Annotated in this window: 13 protein-coding genes; 2 read left to right on the top strand and 11 right to left on the bottom strand. The window is 44.7% G+C overall.

Translation table 11 applies throughout. The features are described 5' to 3' along the window. Positions 1-19: 19 nt before the first annotated feature. The 9 genes from GXP75_RS08935 to araE form a co-directional block, all read right to left on the bottom strand. Entirely contained in the window at positions 20-1,354 is a 1,335-nt protein-coding gene (locus GXP75_RS08935; protein ID WP_242556627.1) for a nucleotide sugar dehydrogenase, read from the bottom strand. Between the two features lie 260 nt (positions 1,355-1,614). Then, positions 1,615-2,892: a M28 family peptidase gene (locus GXP75_RS08930; protein WP_242556626.1), complete on the bottom strand. Its 1,278-nt coding sequence runs from the start codon at positions 2,890-2,892 to the stop codon at positions 1,615-1,617. Between the two features lie 226 nt (positions 2,893-3,118). Then, entirely contained in the window at positions 3,119-4,411 is a 1,293-nt protein-coding gene (gene eno / locus GXP75_RS08925) for a phosphopyruvate hydratase (protein WP_013390661.1), read from the bottom strand. Positions 4,412-4,438: 27 nt separating this feature from the next. Continuing rightward, positions 4,439-5,974: a 2,3-bisphosphoglycerate-independent phosphoglycerate mutase gene (gene gpmI / locus GXP75_RS08920; RefSeq protein ID WP_242556625.1), complete on the bottom strand. Its 1,536-nt coding sequence runs from the start codon at positions 5,972-5,974 to the stop codon at positions 4,439-4,441. Continuing rightward, the gene (tpiA, locus tag GXP75_RS08915) at positions 5,967-6,728 is read right to left on the bottom strand and encodes a triose-phosphate isomerase (RefSeq protein ID WP_003326872.1); all 762 of its coding nucleotides are present in this window, start codon (positions 6,726-6,728) and stop codon (positions 5,967-5,969) included. Before tpiA ends, gpmI begins: the two co-directional genes overlap by 8 nt. Positions 6,729-6,757: 29 nt before the next feature. Further along, a complete protein-coding gene (locus tag GXP75_RS08910) occupies positions 6,758-7,942 on the bottom strand; it encodes a phosphoglycerate kinase (RefSeq protein ID WP_214916504.1) in 1,185 nt (394 codons plus the stop codon). Positions 7,943-8,262: 320 nt separating this feature from the next. Continuing rightward, positions 8,263-9,270: a type I glyceraldehyde-3-phosphate dehydrogenase gene (gap, locus tag GXP75_RS08905; RefSeq protein WP_003326869.1), complete on the bottom strand. Its 1,008-nt coding sequence runs from the start codon at positions 9,268-9,270 to the stop codon at positions 8,263-8,265. Positions 9,271-9,303: 33 nt separating this feature from the next. Beyond that, positions 9,304-10,341: a gapA transcriptional regulator CggR gene (gene cggR / locus GXP75_RS08900; protein ID WP_150224681.1), complete on the bottom strand. Its 1,038-nt coding sequence runs from the start codon at positions 10,339-10,341 to the stop codon at positions 9,304-9,306. Between the two features lie 287 nt (positions 10,342-10,628). Next, positions 10,629-12,053, bottom strand: a complete 1,425-nt coding sequence (gene araE, locus GXP75_RS08895) for an arabinose-proton symporter AraE (protein WP_150224682.1) — start codon at positions 12,051-12,053, stop codon at positions 10,629-10,631. Between the two features lie 208 nt (positions 12,054-12,261). On the opposite strand from araE, the gene araR reads away from it, so the two are divergent. Then, positions 12,262-13,347, top strand: coding sequence for an arabinose utilization transcriptional regulator AraR (gene araR / locus GXP75_RS08890; protein ID WP_242556624.1), 1,086 nt, complete (start codon positions 12,262-12,264; stop codon positions 13,345-13,347). A 62-nt stretch (positions 13,348-13,409) separates the two neighbouring features. Here the strand turns inward: araR and GXP75_RS08885 are convergent, their stop codons facing one another. After that, positions 13,410-14,420, bottom strand: coding sequence for an LLM class flavin-dependent oxidoreductase (locus tag GXP75_RS08885; protein WP_242556623.1), 1,011 nt, complete (start codon positions 14,418-14,420; stop codon positions 13,410-13,412). A 271-nt stretch (positions 14,421-14,691) separates the two neighbouring features. Continuing rightward, positions 14,692-15,564, bottom strand: coding sequence for a LysR family transcriptional regulator (locus GXP75_RS08880; protein ID WP_214916500.1), 873 nt, complete (start codon positions 15,562-15,564; stop codon positions 14,692-14,694). A 98-nt stretch (positions 15,565-15,662) separates the two neighbouring features. Here GXP75_RS08880 and GXP75_RS08875 point away from each other — a divergent pair, with 98 nt between their 5' ends. Further along, positions 15,663-16,583, top strand: coding sequence for a DMT family transporter (locus GXP75_RS08875; RefSeq protein WP_242556622.1), 921 nt, complete (start codon positions 15,663-15,665; stop codon positions 16,581-16,583). The last annotated feature ends 21 nt before the right edge of the window (positions 16,584-16,604 follow it).

Genomic DNA, 16,604 nt, shown 5'->3' with positions numbered 1-16,604 from the left:
TACTGATGGTCTTTCCCTCCTATAGTGTGACAAGCTTTAAATTGTCAGCTAATTTATTACTGCAAACATTTCTTGTATCAAAAATAACCGGAGGTGTATCCTGCAAGATGCTGTAGTCTATATCATCATGATCGGTATGAATAATCACCACATCATATTGATCGATCTGTTCTTTTGTAAAAGGGACAGAATACTTCACACTGCCCTCGTCCAAGCGGATTTTCCCGATAAAAGGATCGTGATAGTCTGTCTCGCAGCCCTTTTTCATCAAGTCCCCCATAATTGTAAGCGCTGAGGATTCCCGAGGATCATTCGTATTTTTTTTATAAGCTACACCAACTAATAAAATGCTGCGTTTTTCTTTGTTGACTAACTTTATGGCATAATCTGATACAGAAATCGGCATTTCCGAATTAATTTCATCCGCCAAATCAATCAATTTTGTCTTCAATCCTTTTTGATTGGCCACCCATTTAAAATAAAAGGGGTCTATCGGTATACAATGTCCGCCTACGCCGGGGCCTGGATTGAACTTTTGGAAACCGAACGGCTTCGTGTCCGCGGCATTTATGACTTCCCAAATATCAATATCGAGTTCCCGGCAGTTTAGCGCCATTTCATTGATTAAAGCAATGTTTACATAACGGTAGGTATTCTCTAGGAGTTTGGCTGTTTCTGCTACTTCAGCTGAGGTGACGGGATGGATGCTGTTCACGATTGTGCTGTAAAACGCTGAGGCAAGTTCTGTGCAAGTCTTTGTTATTCCCCCGACCACTTTCGGTATATCAGATACTTCATACTGAATATTTCCCGGATCAATTCTTTCAGGAGAGTATGCTGTAAAAAAGTCGGTGCCTATGTTCATTTGCCGGCTGGCTTCCATTCTTTCCGCAATCTTTTTTTTCGTTGTTCCCGGATAGGTCGTGCTTTCTAAAATTAAGAGCTGATTTGTCTTTCCATAAGCGATCATGCTGTCAACTGCACTGTCGATGTAGGTTAAATCGGGGATCTTTTCTTTTTTGTCTAGGGGTGTCGGCACACATATCACAATAATGTCGCAATCCTGGATAGAGGCCATGTTGTCACTTACTTGAAACCGCTTTGTATGTAAAGCTTCCTTCAGTTTATTTTCATCTATATCATTGATATGGCTATGCCCGGCGGCTAATAAGGATACTTTTTCACTGTTTTTGTCAAAGCCGATGACATGGTATCCTTTATTGACACATTCCAAGGCAAGAGGAAATCCTACATACCCCATTCCCAGAACGCCTACTACAGCCTGTTTTGTTTCAATAAGCTTCAAAAGCCGTTCTTGACCGAGGTTATGTATTTCTTTAGTGACAGTATTCATTTTTTACCCCCTAATTGATAGAAAAGGATATATTTTTACAAAATAAAACAAATATCGATCGATATTGTAATTATAACAAAAGGATAAATATGATAAATGGGTTATATATCCTTTTTAAATGTTGGGTAATATATAATATTTTTTCTTTTTTTCAGAATTACACTACCCATAATAAGGAATAAACCAGGGAATCATTAAGCATATTACCCCTAATTAAAAGAATATACTGAAAAATAAAAAACAGGCCGGAGCCTGCTTAATCAATCTTGAATAGCTTCTGATACGGAAGCAGAAATAAGCTCCCCTGCACTCTTTAATCTATCTTTGTTAATGTGTTCCATATTGTCATTGCTTGTGTGATACCAAGGGCCAGGCTCATTCGTTTCTGGGCTAAGCCAAATCCAATTGGCAGAAGCAATACCCGCCTCATAAAAAGAGACATGATCAGAATAGCCGAGCTGAATAAGACTTGGTTTCTTGATATGCTGCTTTTCAGCGGCATTTACAGCATACCTGATACTTTGATTGGTCTTACCGTCAGGAGTGGTCACGAATAGTTGACTCGCTTCTTTCCAATCAGTCGCAATCATATCTGCATTAAAGTTCGCCTGGCTTTGTTTGATCTCATCCTTTGTCAGCTTACTGACATAATAGGATGAACCGGCAGACCACAATTCTTCTGAACCAAATAAGATAAACCGAATCTCTTTATTATCTGGCAGATTCTTAAACATCTTGCTCATTTCCAGTACAGCAGACGTACCTGATGCATTATCATCTGCTCCCGGTGCTCCTTGTACACTATCATAATGGGCGGTGACGTAAATAATATCAGGATGCTTCGAGCTTTTCGCTTTGCGGGTCCCTATCACATTTCTTGAGATGCGGTGTTGATAGTTCTTAAACTGAATCACCGCCTGATTCTCTTTCAATAAGGCTTCCCCGTCTTCTTTCTTCATACCCGCCGTCGGTATGGTTATATTCTTTTCCTTATTTGGGCGTATGGCAAGCGGTTTTGTCTTATGATTATAAATAATGACAGCGGCTGCGTTTGCTTTTTCCGCATGTTTTATTTTTTGAGACACCGGGATTTTCCCCTCCCTTATGACTGCTATTCTGCCCTCGGCACCTTTTAAATCACGGCTTAAACCATAACCTCCATCGTAAATGGGAGCGTCTATTTTTACTTCACCCTTTACAGCGGCATCATCTGCTGACCGAATCGGAAATTCGTGATCGCCCGCCGTGATAGAGCCGGAAAAGTAGTTTTTTAATTCAAACGGCTGCATACGAACCGATACGCCTTCAGCCCGCAGCCGATTTGATAAATACTCTGCCGCTTCCTTCTCTTTGTCTGTTCCTGTTTCCCTAGGCCCTATTGTCTCACTCAAATCATGAATGGTTTCAAACGCGCCATCCGCATCAAACTTTGACTCAATCACCGAGGCTGATTGAATCTGTTTCTCCTTTACCAGATCAGCAGGCACTCCCCATATAAAGCTTGAGGCAAGTGCTGCTGACATAAATACATATTTCATCAAATCCCTCCTCTTATTAAACTTCTTCTCTTCGGTTCAATCCTAATGATTCCTTTAAAAATGAGAAAAATGAATACTAATTACCAAATTAATCTAATATAAAAGAAGGGAACTGTTGGTTTTTCGGTGAGTGAAAAGACATGGGGATGTAAAAAAGTCTCAAAGAGGTTTTTTAGTTCATACGAATATCAAAAAGCCGCCGAGAAATCTCGGCGGTCTTTTATTATTACTTATTCAAGTTATAGAAAGTGTTAATGCCGTGGTATTGAGCCGTTTCAGCCAATTGGTCTTCGATGCGAAGCAATTGGTTGTATTTCGCAACACGGTCCGTACGAGACGGAGCACCTGTTTTGATTTGGCCTGCGTTTGTTGCCACAGCGATGTCAGCGATTGTGCTGTCTTCTGTTTCACCAGAACGGTGAGAGATAACGGCAGTGTATCCTGCGCGTTTCGCCATTTCGATTGCATCGAATGTTTCAGTCAATGTACCGATTTGGTTTACTTTGATCAGGATAGAATTGCCTACGCCGTTTTTGATGCCTTCAGCCAATTTTTTCGTGTTTGTAACGAATAGATCGTCACCCACAAGCTGAACTTTTTTGCCAAGGCGTTCTGTAAGAAGTTTGTGACCTTCCCAGTCGTTTTCGTCAAGGCCGTCTTCGATTGAGATGATTGGGTATTTAGAAGCCATTTCTTCGTACCAGTCAACCATTTCAGCAGAAGTTTTCACAACGCCTTCGCCAGAAAGATGGTATTTGCCGTCTTCTTTGTTGTAGAACTCAGAAGATGCAGCATCCATTGCAAGCTTTACTTCTTCACCAGGTTTGAAGCCGGCTTTTTCAATCGCTTCAACGATTGTTTGAAGAGCTTCTTCGTTAGAACCTAGGTTTGGAGCGAATCCGCCTTCGTCACCTACAGCTGTGTTCATGCCTTTAGCAGCAAGAACTGATTTCAAGCTGTGGAAGATTTGAGCGCCCATGCGAAGCGCTTCACGGAAGTTCTCAGCACCTACAGGCATAATCATGAATTCTTGAATGTCAACGTTGTTATCAGCATGCTCTCCGCCGTTGACGATGTTCATCATCGGTACAGGAAGCGTTTTTGAGTTGAATCCTCCAAGATATTGATAAAGAGGAATCTGTAAGAAATCAGCAGCAGCGCGTGCAACAGCCATAGATACACCAAGAATTGCGTTAGCGCCAAGCTTGCCTTTGTTTTCAGTTCCGTCAAGCTCGATTAAAAGCTGGTCAATTGCGTTTTGTTCTGTTACATCAAAGCCAAGAAGCTCTGGAGAAATAATTTCGTTTACGTTGTTAACAGCTGTTAACACGCCTTTTCCAAGGTAACGGTCTTTGTCGCCGTCACGAAGCTCAACTGCTTCGTATTCACCTGTAGAAGCTCCGCTTGGAACTAATGCGCGGCCGAATGCTCCTGATTCTGTATAAACTTCAACTTCAACTGTTGGGTTGCCGCGTGAGTCTAATACTTCGCGTGCATAAACATCAACAATGTATGGCATGTGTTTGTCTCTCCTTTTTGTTTGCAATTATTTTTGAATTAAAGAAGTTCCTGTCATTTCTTTCGGTTTTTCAACGTTCAGAAGGTCAAGAAGCGTTGGTGCAAGGTCGCCTAGGATTCCGCCCTCGCGCAATGTCACGCCTTCTTTTGTCACAATAACAGGGACAGGGTTTGTCGTATGCGCAGTGTGCGGTTCTCCTGATTCTGTAATCAGAATGTCAGCATTACCGTGATCAGCGGTAATGATGGCGTGTCCGCCTTTAGCGATGATGGCATCGACCACTTCGCCTAAGCATTCATCCACTGCTTCAATTGCTTTAATTGTCGGTTCCACCATTCCGGAGTGTCCGACCATATCCGGATTCGCAAAGTTTAAGATAATCGCGTCATGCTTGTCATCAGCGATATCCTTCACAAGCGCATCCTTTACTTCATACGCGCTCATCTCAGGCTTTAAGTCGTACGTTGCGACTTTCGGCGAATTGATGAGGATGCGTTCTTCACCAGGGAATTCAGCTTCACGTCCGCCGCTCATAAAGAACGTGACGTGCGGATACTTTTCAGTTTCGGCAATGCGAAGCTGTTTTAATCCATGCTGTGCCAATACTTCCCCGACAGTATTATCAAGATTCATCGGTTTAAACGCCACATAGCCGTCAACTGTTTCACTGAAATGTGTCAGGCAGACGAAATGCAGGTTCTTCGGATGATTTTCACCGCGGTCGAAATCGCGGAAATCTTTATTTGTAAACGTGTTGGAAATCTGGATGGCGCGGTCCGGTCTGAAATTATAGAAAATCACAGAATCGCCGTCCTGCATCTTCGCAACAGGCTCACCGTTTTCTTTTGTGATGACGGACGGAATGACGAATTCATCATGAATTCCGTTCGCATAAGAATCTTCAACAACATCCATCGCGCTGCGGTATGTCGGGCCTTCGCCGTATGCCATTGCGCGGTACGCTTTTTCTACACGGTCCCAGCGTTTGTCGCGGTCCATGGAGTAATAGCGTCCGGAAATGCTGGCAATCTCGCCGATACCGATTTCTTCGATTTGGTCATTCAGCTGCTTAATGTAAGTTTTCGCTGTTTGCGGACCTACATCGCGGCCGTCCAAGAAACCGTGGATGTATACCTTTGTCAGCCCTTCATTTTTCGCAAGTTTTAACAGTGCGAACAAATGATTAATATGGCTGTGTACGCCACCGTCAGACAGAAGACCGAACAGGTGCAAGGCTTTGTTGTTTTCTCTCGCGTGGCTGATCGCGTCAAGGAATGTTTGATTGCGTTCAAATTCTCCTTCACGGATGGCAACATTCACGCGTGTTAAGCTTTGGTACACGATACGCCCGGCACCGATATTTAAGTGGCCTACTTCGGAGTTCCCCATTTGACCCTCAGGGAGGCCGACAGCTTCACCTGAAGCAGTCAATGTCTGATGAGGATACTGGTTCCAATAGCGGTCAAAATTCGGTTTTTTCGCTTGGGCTACTGCGTTACCTACTGTTTCATTGCGTAATCCGAACCCATCAAGAATGATGAGTGCAGCTGGTTTTTTACTCATATTGACCTTCCTCCAATAATTGAACGAATGACTGTGGCTCTAGGCTTGCGCCGCCAACCAAAGCACCGTCAATATCGGACTGGGCCATGTATTCTTTAATGTTGGCAGGCTTTACGCTTCCGCCGTATTGAATGCGCAGTTTGTCAGCAGTTTCTTGGCCGAATTCGCCAGCGACTGTTTGACGGATGTGCGCACACACGTCATTCGCATCTTGAGATGTAGAAGATTTGCCTGTTCCGATTGCCCAAATAGGCTCGTAAGCAATAACAGATTCTGCGACTTGATCTTGAGAAAGTCCGGCAAGGCCTTTTTTCACTTGATCTGCAACAAGATCGTTTGTTTTGCCTGCTTCACGCTCTTCAAGCGTTTCGCCTACACAGATAATCGGCACAATGCCGTGTTTGAAAGCAGCGTGTGCTTTTTTGTTAACCGTTTCGTCCGTTTCAGCGAACATTTCGCGGCGCTCTGAGTGGCCGATGACGCAGTATTCAACGCCAAGGTCTTTCAATGCTACCGGGCTGATTTCGCCTGTGAACGCGCCGTTTTCTTCAAAGTGCATGTTTTGGGCGCCGACTTTAAGGTCAGTGCCTTTCACAGCTGTAGCCAGTTTTTCTAAGAAAAGCGCTGGTGCGCAAACTACAGCTTCAGCTTTGTCTGCTGCTGGGATGGAAGATTTCACTTCTTCAACAAAGCTGACAGCTTCGCCAAGTGTTTTATTCATTTTCCAGTTACCGGCTATAATTGGTTTTCTCATCTGTTCCACTTCCTTATAGCAGTTTAGTCTTACTTATCGTTTAACGCGCTGACTCCAGGAAGCTCTTTGCCTTCCATGAATTCAAGAGAAGCGCCGCCGCCTGTTGAAATGTGGCTCATTTTATCAGCAAGGCCGAATTTCTCAACCGCTGCCGCAGAATCTCCTCCGCCGATGACAGAGTATGTATCTTTTGCCTCTGCCAAAGCTTCAGCAACCGCTTTTGTTCCTTTTGCGAACAAGTCGATTTCGAATACACCCATAGGTCCGTTCCATACGACAAGCTTGCTGTTTTTGATAACATCAGCATACGTTTCACGTGTTTTCGTTCCGATGTCAATCGCTTCTAAATCGCTAGGGATTTCAGAGATCGGCACGATTTTTGTGTTTGCATCGTTAGAGAAATCATCTGCTACCAATACATCTTCAGGCATATAGAAATTAACGCCTTTTTCTTTTGCGCGGTCCATAAAGGTTTTCGCAAGCTCGATTTTATCTTCTTCAAGCAGAGATTTTCCGACTTCGTGGCCTAACGCTTTTACAAATGTGTAAGCAAGACCGCCGCCGATAATCAGGTTGTCCACTTTATCAAGAAGACTTTCGATGACGCCGATTTTGTCTTTTACTTTCGCTCCGCCGATGATTGCTGTGAACGGGCGCTCAGGATTGGAGACTGCTTTTCCGAGAACGTCAAGCTCTTTCTCCATTAAGAAACCTGCAACAGCCGGCAGATGCTCAGCGATTCCCGCAGTTGATGCGTGCGCGCGGTGAGCGGCGCCGAATGCGTCATTCACGTATACGTCAGCAAGCGCTGCGAATGCTTTTGAAAGTTCAGGATCATTTTTTTCTTCGCCAGGATAGAAACGTACGTTTTCTAACACAAGAACGTCTCCGTCCTTCATGTCGGAAATTTGCGCTTGAACAGCATCGCCGTAAGCTTCATCCGCTTTTTTCACTTCTTTGCCAAGCAGTTCTCCTAAACGCGCTGCGACAGGAGTTAAACGAAGCTCCTCAACGACTTCGCCTTTCGGACGGCCTAAATGGCTCGCTAGAAGGACTTTCGCGCCTTGGTCTGCAAGGTGTTTGATTGTTGGAAGCGCAGCGCGGATACGAGTATCGTCTGTTACTTCCCCGTCTTTCATTGGAACGTTAAAGTCAACGCGGCAGAATACAACCTTACCTTTTACGTCGATGTCTTTTAAAGTTTTCTTATTCATGCTTTAGGAGATCCTCCTTCAAAATGGTTTACAAACAGCACGAAAAACGTGAAACCGCCTGATCAAGCACTCTTAAACCGCGGGGCAGATTGCAAACGAAAGCCGGCACAGGGCAGATCATGGTTTTAGCCAGGGCAGTCGGCCAAAAACATGAAGGCGCCGCCAACGCAAGCAAAACGCGGGGTAAGCACTTATCCGGCGTTTTCTGAAAGCCGGTCTTCATGGAAAAAGGGAAAGGGAGTCCGTCCCCTTCCCTTGTCCGCTTTCATTATAGCGTTTCTATACAAAAGAACCAAGTCCGGCCCTTTATCAGCTATGAATTAAAGACCTTGTTTCGCGATGTAAGCTGCAAGGTCAACAACGCGGTTAGAATATCCGCTTTCGTTATCGTACCAAGAGATTACTTTTACCATGCTGCCTTCCATTACCATTGTAGAAAGAGCATCGATTGTAGAAGAGTTTTGGTTACCATTGTAGTCACCAGAAACTAATGGCTCTTCGCTGTAACCAAGGATTCCTTTAAGATCTCCTTCAGCCGCTTCTTTAAGAGCTGCATTTACATCTTCAGCCGTTACGTCTTGGTTAAGTTCAGCAACCAAGTCAACTAGAGATACGTTTGGAGTTGGAACACGCATTGCTCCGCCGTTTAGTTTTCCTTTTAGTTCAGGAAGAACTAGAGAAACAGCTTTTGCAGCACCAGTTGATGTTGGGATGATGTTTTCAGCTGCTGCACGCGCACGACGGTAGTCTTTGTGCGGAAGATCAAGGATTTGCTGATCATTCGTGTAAGAGTGAACAGTTGTCATCATACCGCGTTTGATGCCGAATTTATCGTTAAGTACTTTTGCGAATGGAGCTAAGCAGTTTGTTGTACATGAAGCATTAGAGATAACGTCATGGTTAGCCGCATCGTATTTGTCTTCGTTAACACCCATTACAATTGTGATATCTTCTTCGTTAGCAGGTGCAGAGATGATTACTTTTTTCGCGCCAGCTTCTAAGTGTTTTGCAGCGTCTGCGCGTTTTGTGAAGAAACCAGTAGATTCAACTACGATTTCAACGCCTTGTTTGCCCCAGCTAAGTTTAGCAGGATCGCGTTCAGCAGAAACCTCGATTGTTTTGCCGTTTACCACTAGGTTGTTTCCGTCAACAGAAACTTCTGCGTCCAATTTTCCGTGTACAGAATCATATTGTAAAAGATGAGCAAGCATATTAGCATCTGTTAAATCGTTAACTGCTACTACCTCAACTTCAGAATTTTTTAACGCTGCGCGGAATACGTTACGTCCAATACGACCAAATCCGTTAATACCGACTTTTACTGCCATGATTGTTTCCTCCTTTAAATAAGTGAGAGATATTTATATTGAGGGACTGTTTATATCCCTTAATAACTTCTTTGCCGCTCCTTCGTCAGTGACGAGGACCGTATTGCGGGGCTTTTTAAAGTAAGCCTCGATCGCCCCGGCTTTTGATGATCCGCCCGCTACCGCAATAATATCCGGAATCGCGTCAAGGTCATCCAGCTGCATTCCGACCGAATGCACCTTATGGACAACTTCACCGTCAGAATTAAAGTAGTAGCCGAAAGCTTCTGTCACGGCGTGGTTTTCATCAATTTTCTTTAAGTCTTCCAGAGGTGTGTTTCGCCGCTCCGCCATTGTTTTAGCTTCGCCGATTCCGTGAACCAGCATACTTGCGGATTTAATCGTTGTCAGCACCTCTTTAACCGAAGGCTCTTCAATAATAGATGAGTATGCGCCTTGAGACAGCTGTCCCGGAACAAACAAAAGCCGGTAAGTGCCTGAAGCCTTTTCTGCCATATGCGCACATATGGTGTTCGCCTGATTTTTGACATTTTCGCCTAAACCGCCTCTTGCAGGCACAAACAAAAGCTCGCGGTTCTTTGAATCCGGCGTCATCATCTCGGCGACAGCCTCAATTGTCGTACCGCCAGTAACAGCGACGATATTTTTTCCAGAAAATCTTTTTTTCATACATGCGACAGCCGCTCTCCCCAATTCTTTTTTGACCCAAGGGGATTGGTCGCTGTCTCCGGATACGATGATGGCATCCCTTAGATTTAAACGTTCCTTTAATGTCTTTTCCAAAACAGTCAAACCTAAAACATCTTTCATCGTATCTTCTAGAATAGAAAGCAGTGAGTAGCCTTCTTCTGTCAAAGTCATGCCGTTTGTTTTAATATCGACCAGGTTCTGTTCTTTAAGAAACTGAACCTCACCTCTCAACACACGCTCGCTGATTCCGAGACTGGCAGACAGGCTTCTTCGCCCAATGGGTTCTGTCAGCCTGATATACTGCAAGATTTCAAATCTTTTTTGCATCACAACCAGAAGATCAGGCAATAATTTTTTTTGTGCTTGTATTAATTGGTTCATGGTTTAAACGTTCCTTTCTATTCACACCTGGACTCAAAACGTCCCACTATGACAAAAAACGTCCCATCATAGCCAAAAAAAATTATTTCTGCTTTCTTTAATTATTTTAACAGGGTGTACTTGTTTATTCAACTGTTAAAGGTTAATTATCGACAATATTCGCACTGCCGGCAGCCCGGCTTGCTTCTTATTTTAGTATGGGGGATATAGATTCATTATATACAGGCTGCTTGACATGCGTGCAGATGAATTTAAAAAAGTCCTCTCGAATGAAAGGACTCCGTTTTTCAATTAAAATTTGAAACGCTTTCATTTTTATCTTTTATCCAAAGCTGTTCGATCTCTTCAAGGGATTTGTTTTTCGTTTCCGGGCAAATCGTGAATACAAACAGAAAACAAAGGATGTTGATGACGGCGAATATCCAGAATGTATACGCAAGGCCGAATGAACTGATCATCATCGGCACAAACTGCCCGATCGCCCAGTTGGCGCCCCATAAAAATATAGTGGCGATTCCTGCTGCTCTTGCGCGGAGATGATTCGGGAATATTTCTGAAATCATAATCCATGTGATCGGTCCGACCGATACGCAGAACGCAGCGACAAAGCCTAAAATGAAAAAGATCAGCATAAGACCGCTTGTCAGATGAAAATAAAATGATGTTCCGATTAAAATCATAAAAACAGCCATAAATGCAGATCCGATGGACATTAATTTTTTCCGGCCGACTTTATCAATGAGCAAGACGGCAATGATCGTAAAAATCACTTCCACAACCCCGACAATACAAGTCGTGACAAACCCTGCGTTTTGGCCAAAACCAATCATTTTGAAAATTTCCGGGCCATAATATGTAATCGCGTTCATGCCGATCACCTGATTAAAAAGGGCTAACAAAATACCGATGACAAGCGCCTTTCTAAGACCGGGTTTGAAAAGCTGGGATAATGACCCCATCTTTTCAATTTGCAAGGATTTTTCGATATTTTTGATTTCTTCTTTAGCTGCGGCTTCCCCGTTTATTCGCTGAAGAACAGCCAAAGCTTCTTTGGTTCGGCCCGCTTTCGCCAGCCAACGCGGACTCTCAGGCACAACCAGCAGAACAAGAAAGAAGATTACTGACGGAATCATCCCATAGGCTAGCATCCATCTCCATCCGGTATGCACGCCCCATTCGTATGTGCCTGACCTTTGAACCGCCAGATTAATAAAATACGTTGCCGAGATGCCTAGGATCGTAAAAAGCTGGTACAGAGAAGACAAACTGCCGCGTATCGCCGGCGGAGCGGCTTCCGTAATATAGGTTACGGACAGCGAGGAAGCCATGCCGATACCCAAGCCGCCGATCACCCGCGCGATAATTAATGTAGAAACATCACGGGAAATTGCTGAAACTACGGCGGAAATGGCGAATAGAAGAGCCGCCGTCATCAAGATTTTTTTTCGCCCGAACCTGTCACTCAAAAATCCGGAAATACCGGCGCCAAATACACCGCCGATCATAATGCTGGAAATCACAAGCCCCTCCATAAAGGGAGTCAGACGATATAAATCTTTCAGAAAGCCGATCGCTCCAGAAATAACCGCCGTGTCATAGCCGTACAGCAATCCGCCCAGCCCTGCCGCACAAGAAATGAGAATCACAAAACCCATTGAATGGCCTCTCGTTACTGGGACATTCGGTTCAGTTTGTGCCGGATTATTCTTCATGTTATACACCCTCCTATAGCAATGCGTTAATAAAAGCGTTTTCATTTTTGTGTGAATACACTTGTTGTACGTACTTATATTCAACACAATCTGCATTATTCCTTCATTTGAACGTACAAATAAATCTAATCATATGGTTATTACATTTTATTGTACAGATGGCTGTGTTATACTAAAATTTGTGCGTATACATTTTGGAGGAATTCACATGTTACCGAAATATGTTCAAGTAAAAGAAGAAATTTGCTCATGGATTAATCAAGGCAAAATTCTGCCTGATCAAAAACTGCCGACAGAAAGTGAATTAATGCAGCAATTCGGTGTTAGCCGCCATACGATACGGAAAGCAATCGGAGACCTCGTGTCACAAGGACTGCTTTACAGCGTGCAAGGCGGGGGCACTTTCGTCGCCTCCCGCTCCTCAAAGTCGGCCATCCATTCCAATAAAACGATCGGTGTTCTGACAACATACATATCAGACTATATTTTTCCGAGCATCATCAGGGGGATTGAGTCTTATTTAAGCGAGAAAGGCTATTCCATGCTGCTTACAAGCACAAACAATCAGACAGAAAACGAAAGAAGAGGCCTAGAGAACCTGCTGTCTAAAAATATTGACGGGCTCATTGTCGAACCGACGAAAAGCGCAATGCAAACCCCTAATATAGGGTATTATCTCAACCTCGAAAAAAACGGAATCCCATTTGCGATGATGAACGCATCGTATACTGAGCTGGCGGCGCCAAGCTTTCGGGTAGATGACATAAAAGGCGGCATAATGGCAGCCGAGCATCTGTTTTCTCTCGGGCATACTCAGATTATGGGGATTTTTAAAGCCGATGACACGCAGGGCGTCAAACGAATGAACGGTTATATTCAGGCACACCGTGACCGCCAGCTATTTCCTTCCCCTGACATGATTGTTACGTTTACAACAGAGGAAAAGGAATTGATTTTACTGGAAAAAGTGAAACACATTCTTGAAAAGAACAGCAGCAGGCCGACGGCGATCCTTTGCTACAATGATGAAATCGCTTTGAAGGTCATCAATACGATCCGTGACATCGGTCTGAAGGTGCCTGACGATATTTCGATCGTCGGTTATGATGATTCTCATTTCGCCCAGATTTCCGAGGTGAAGCTGACTTCGGTCAAGCATCCGAAATCCGCGATGGGAAAAGCCGCAGCGAAATATGTGATTGACTGTCTGGAACATAAAAAGCCAAAGCAGGATGATGTGATTTTCGAACCGGAATTAATCATCCGCCATTCGGTGAAGAAAATCGGGGAATAAAAAAAGCAATGTGATGGAATTCCCATTACATTGCTTTTTGTGTATGAATATATTGAAAGAACTCAGCTGTTTTTCATAATATCGGCGATGATTTCAAAGGAGCGCAGTCTGTCACTGTGCTCAAAGGTTTCAGAATTCACCATGATTTCGTCAGCCCCGGTCGTCCGGATAAAGTCTTCAAGCTTCGCCTTTACCTCTTTCGGACCGCCGATAATTGTGGAACTGAGCTGCTCATTGACCATCGCTTTTTCATACGGACTCCAGATTTGGTCCATATCTTCGACAGGCGGTTTAAGCTGGTTCGGTTTGCCGCGGACAAGGTCTAAAAATTTCTGATAGTGCGAGGTTGCAAGACGCTGCGCTTTTTCATTCTTATCGGCGGCAATAACTGTTACGCCGACCATTGCATACGGTTCGTCCAATACATCTGACGGCGTAAAAGAATTGCGGTACAGCTCTAAAGCAGGAACGGTATTCGCCGGTGAGAAATGAGCCGCAAATGCGAACGGAAGCCCGAGTTCACCGGCAAGACGGGCACTGAAGCCGCTTGAACCAAGCAGCCAGATCGGCACATTCAAGCCTTCTCCAGGGATGGCGCGGACTTGATTGCGCACGTTTCCTGACGGCTTAAAGTAATTGCGCAATTCGTCCAGCTGTTCGGGAAAATCTTCACCGCTGTTTACATTTCTTCTTAATGCTCTTGCCGTTAATTGATCGGTACCCGGCGCCCGGCCCAGCCCTAAATCAATTCGGCCGGGATAGAGCGTTTCAAGGGTTCCGAATTGTTCCGCAATGACCAGCGAGGAATGGTTCGGCAGCATAATCCCGCCGGAACCGACGCGGATTTTTTTTGTTCCGCCGGCTATATGGCCGATTAATACGGACGTCGCCGAGCTTGCGACACCTTCAATATTGTGATGCTCGGCAAGCCAGTAGCGGTTATAACCCCATTCTTCCGCGCGGCGGGCTAAATCCATGCTGTTTTTAAAGGATTCTTCAACAGTTCCTCCTTTGACGATAGGAGATAAATTCAATACGGAAAACCTTGTATCTTTCAGTTGTTTGTTTGACATTTTTCTCTCCTTTAAAGATGTAATGTAAGTGAACGGCCTAAAGCCGTTTGAGTGTGCAATTTAGGAAAATCCGGAGCCTTTCTTTACTGAAGGGCATCTAAGAACCACCATACCACACCCGTACCTCCCATTTAAAGAAATTGATTCGATGAAATTCGAACAATGATATATGGCAAGGAAATACACAAGCATAAAAAAATGCGCAGCGCTATATGCGCTCCGCATTGATTGCTTATACCGATGCTTTTGAAGATGGGATGGAAGATGGGTGTTACGTAAACAGTTCCTGAGCGGTCTGAATAAAAAGCTGGGCCGCAAGCGAGGCTTCCTTTAATGAAGGAACAGCGAGCTGGATCTCTCTGAACACCTGCGGGTCAAGGTCACGCGTCACCACATGCTCGGGCAGCGGCATTCCGGACATGGAAAGCTCGGATATAATCGCAAGCCCTAAGCCTTCTCGGATCATATTGATGGAGGTATTGACGTTATAAACGGTATACGCTGTGTTGAGCGTGGAACCGGCCTGCTTAAATAATTCAATAAAGGGAGATTCATAGCCCCCGTAACATACAACCATCGGTTCTTGGTCTAAATCGTTCAGCGTAATGGCTGAACGGCTGCACAGCGGGTGGTCATCGCGAAGCACCACAACCATCTTGTCTTTTTTGAGCGGAATATATTCCATATCCCGAGCGGGGAAAAGCAGAATGCCTGCATCAATAATCCGTGATTGAAGCCATTCTCTCACCTCATCTACTGTTCCTTCATGCAAAATCAGCTCAAGCTTCGGATACTTTTGTTTAAACACACTGATCAGCTTTGGCATAAAATGTGCGGACGCGGAAGGAAAGGTGCCGATATGAATCGTCCCAAGCTCGAGCCCTTTTTCCGCGGCAGCGACCTGCTCGACTTTTTCAATCCCTTTTAATACTTCTCTGATATGAACCAAAATGTTCTTCCCCGTATCCGTCAGCATCAGTCCGTTCCGGCGGTCGCGAATGATCAGTTTCACACCTAGCTCGGCCTCGATCGCGGAAATTGCGTGGCTGACGGCCGGCTGCGTCATATTCAGCGCCTGCCCGGCTTTTGTAAAGCTTCCCGTTTCAGCTATTTTTACGAAAACTTGCAATTGGGTTATAGTCATAACAATTTACTTATGCTCCTTATAAAAAAGATTCATTTTATTTATCTTGTTTAATACCGTATCATATGATGGAAATGTTCTACAAGGAGTGATTGAAATTGAAACAGCTTTCTAAGACGCAGACAGCGTTCTTTCTTGCGTTTCTGGTCATCATGTGGGGAGTCAACTGGCCGCTGTCAAAAGCCGCGCTCGCTTACTCGCCGCCTTTATTATTTGCGGGTATCAGGACGCTGATCGGCGGGCTGTTATTGCTATTGGTTGCCTTACCGCGTCTGCAAAAGCTCCGTTTTAAACAGACGTGGCATATCTATCTTATTTCTGCCATTTTAAATATTTCATTATTTTACGGACTGCAAACCATCGGACTGAATTATCTGCCGGCGGGCTTGTTTTCCGCTATCGTTTTCTTTCAGCCTGTATTAATGGGCATTTTCTCGTGGATGTGGCTCGGCGAATCCATGTTTGCTTTGAAGCTGGTCGGGCTGGCAGTCGGTTTCGCCGGTGTCGCCGTCATCAGTGCGGCCGGCTTCAGCGGGCACATCTCCGTGACCGGCATTTTGCTTGCGCTCGGTTCAGCCATCAGCTGGGCGCTCGGGACAGTCTTTATGAAAAAAACAGGAAGCCGTGTCGATTCCATTTGGATGGTTGCCATGCAGCTGACTATCGGCAGTGTGTTTTTACTTGTATCAGGATTTTCAACAGAGAGCTGGTCCGCGATCCAATGGACGGCACCTTTTGTCATCAGCCTTTTGTTCATCTCCGTGTTTGTCATTGCGCTCGGCTGGCTTGTGTTCTTTATGCTTGTCGGATCCGGAGAAGCGAGCAAGGTCGCATCCTATACTTTTTTGATTCCGCTTATTTCAATTACGGTCAGCGCGCTGTTCTTTCATGAGCCGCTCACCTTCAATCTTTTAGCTGGCCTGCTTTTCATTGTCATCAGTATTTGCTTTGTGAACTCAAAGCCGAAAAAGCTTAAAACCGCTAATCCGCTTGGCATCAAAGGAAAAGCTGCACAGTAAACGGCACAAAAAAACTCTTGT

It is taken from the genome of Bacillus sp. HU-1818, assembly GCF_022695965.1.
Lineage (GTDB): Bacteria > Bacillota > Bacilli > Bacillales > Bacillaceae > Bacillus > Bacillus atrophaeus.
This window is presented reverse-complemented; position numbering and strand designations above follow the sequence as displayed.

Excerpts from the sequence above, each read along its gene's own strand:
- araR (WP_242556624.1), top strand. The coding sequence starts at position 12,262 with ATGTTACCGAAATATGTTCAAGTAAAAGAAGAAATTTGCTCATGGATT.
- araE (WP_150224682.1), bottom strand. The coding sequence starts at position 12,053 with ATGAAGAATAATCCGGCACAAACTGAACCGAATGTCCCAGTAACGAGA.
- GXP75_RS08880 (WP_214916500.1), bottom strand. The coding sequence starts at position 15,564 with ATGACTATAACCCAATTGCAAGTTTTCGTAAAAATAGCTGAAACGGGA.
- GXP75_RS08935 (WP_242556627.1), bottom strand. The coding sequence starts at position 1,354 with ATGAATACTGTCACTAAAGAAATACATAACCTCGGTCAAGAACGGCTT.
- tpiA (WP_003326872.1), bottom strand. The coding sequence starts at position 6,728 with ATGAGAAAACCAATTATAGCCGGTAACTGGAAAATGAATAAAACACTT.
- GXP75_RS08910 (WP_214916504.1), bottom strand. The coding sequence starts at position 7,942 with ATGAATAAGAAAACTTTAAAAGACATCGACGTAAAAGGTAAGGTTGTA.
- gap (WP_003326869.1), bottom strand. The coding sequence starts at position 9,270 with ATGGCAGTAAAAGTCGGTATTAACGGATTTGGTCGTATTGGACGTAAC.
- GXP75_RS08930 (WP_242556626.1), bottom strand. The coding sequence starts at position 2,892 with ATGAAATATGTATTTATGTCAGCAGCACTTGCCTCAAGCTTTATATGG.
- GXP75_RS08885 (WP_242556623.1), bottom strand. The coding sequence starts at position 14,420 with ATGTCAAACAAACAACTGAAAGATACAAGGTTTTCCGTATTGAATTTA.
- eno (WP_013390661.1), bottom strand. The coding sequence starts at position 4,411 with ATGCCATACATTGTTGATGTTTATGCACGCGAAGTATTAGACTCACGC.
- cggR (WP_150224681.1), bottom strand. The coding sequence starts at position 10,341 with ATGAACCAATTAATACAAGCACAAAAAAAATTATTGCCTGATCTTCTG.
- gpmI (WP_242556625.1), bottom strand. The coding sequence starts at position 5,974 with ATGAGTAAAAAACCAGCTGCACTCATCATTCTTGATGGGTTCGGATTA.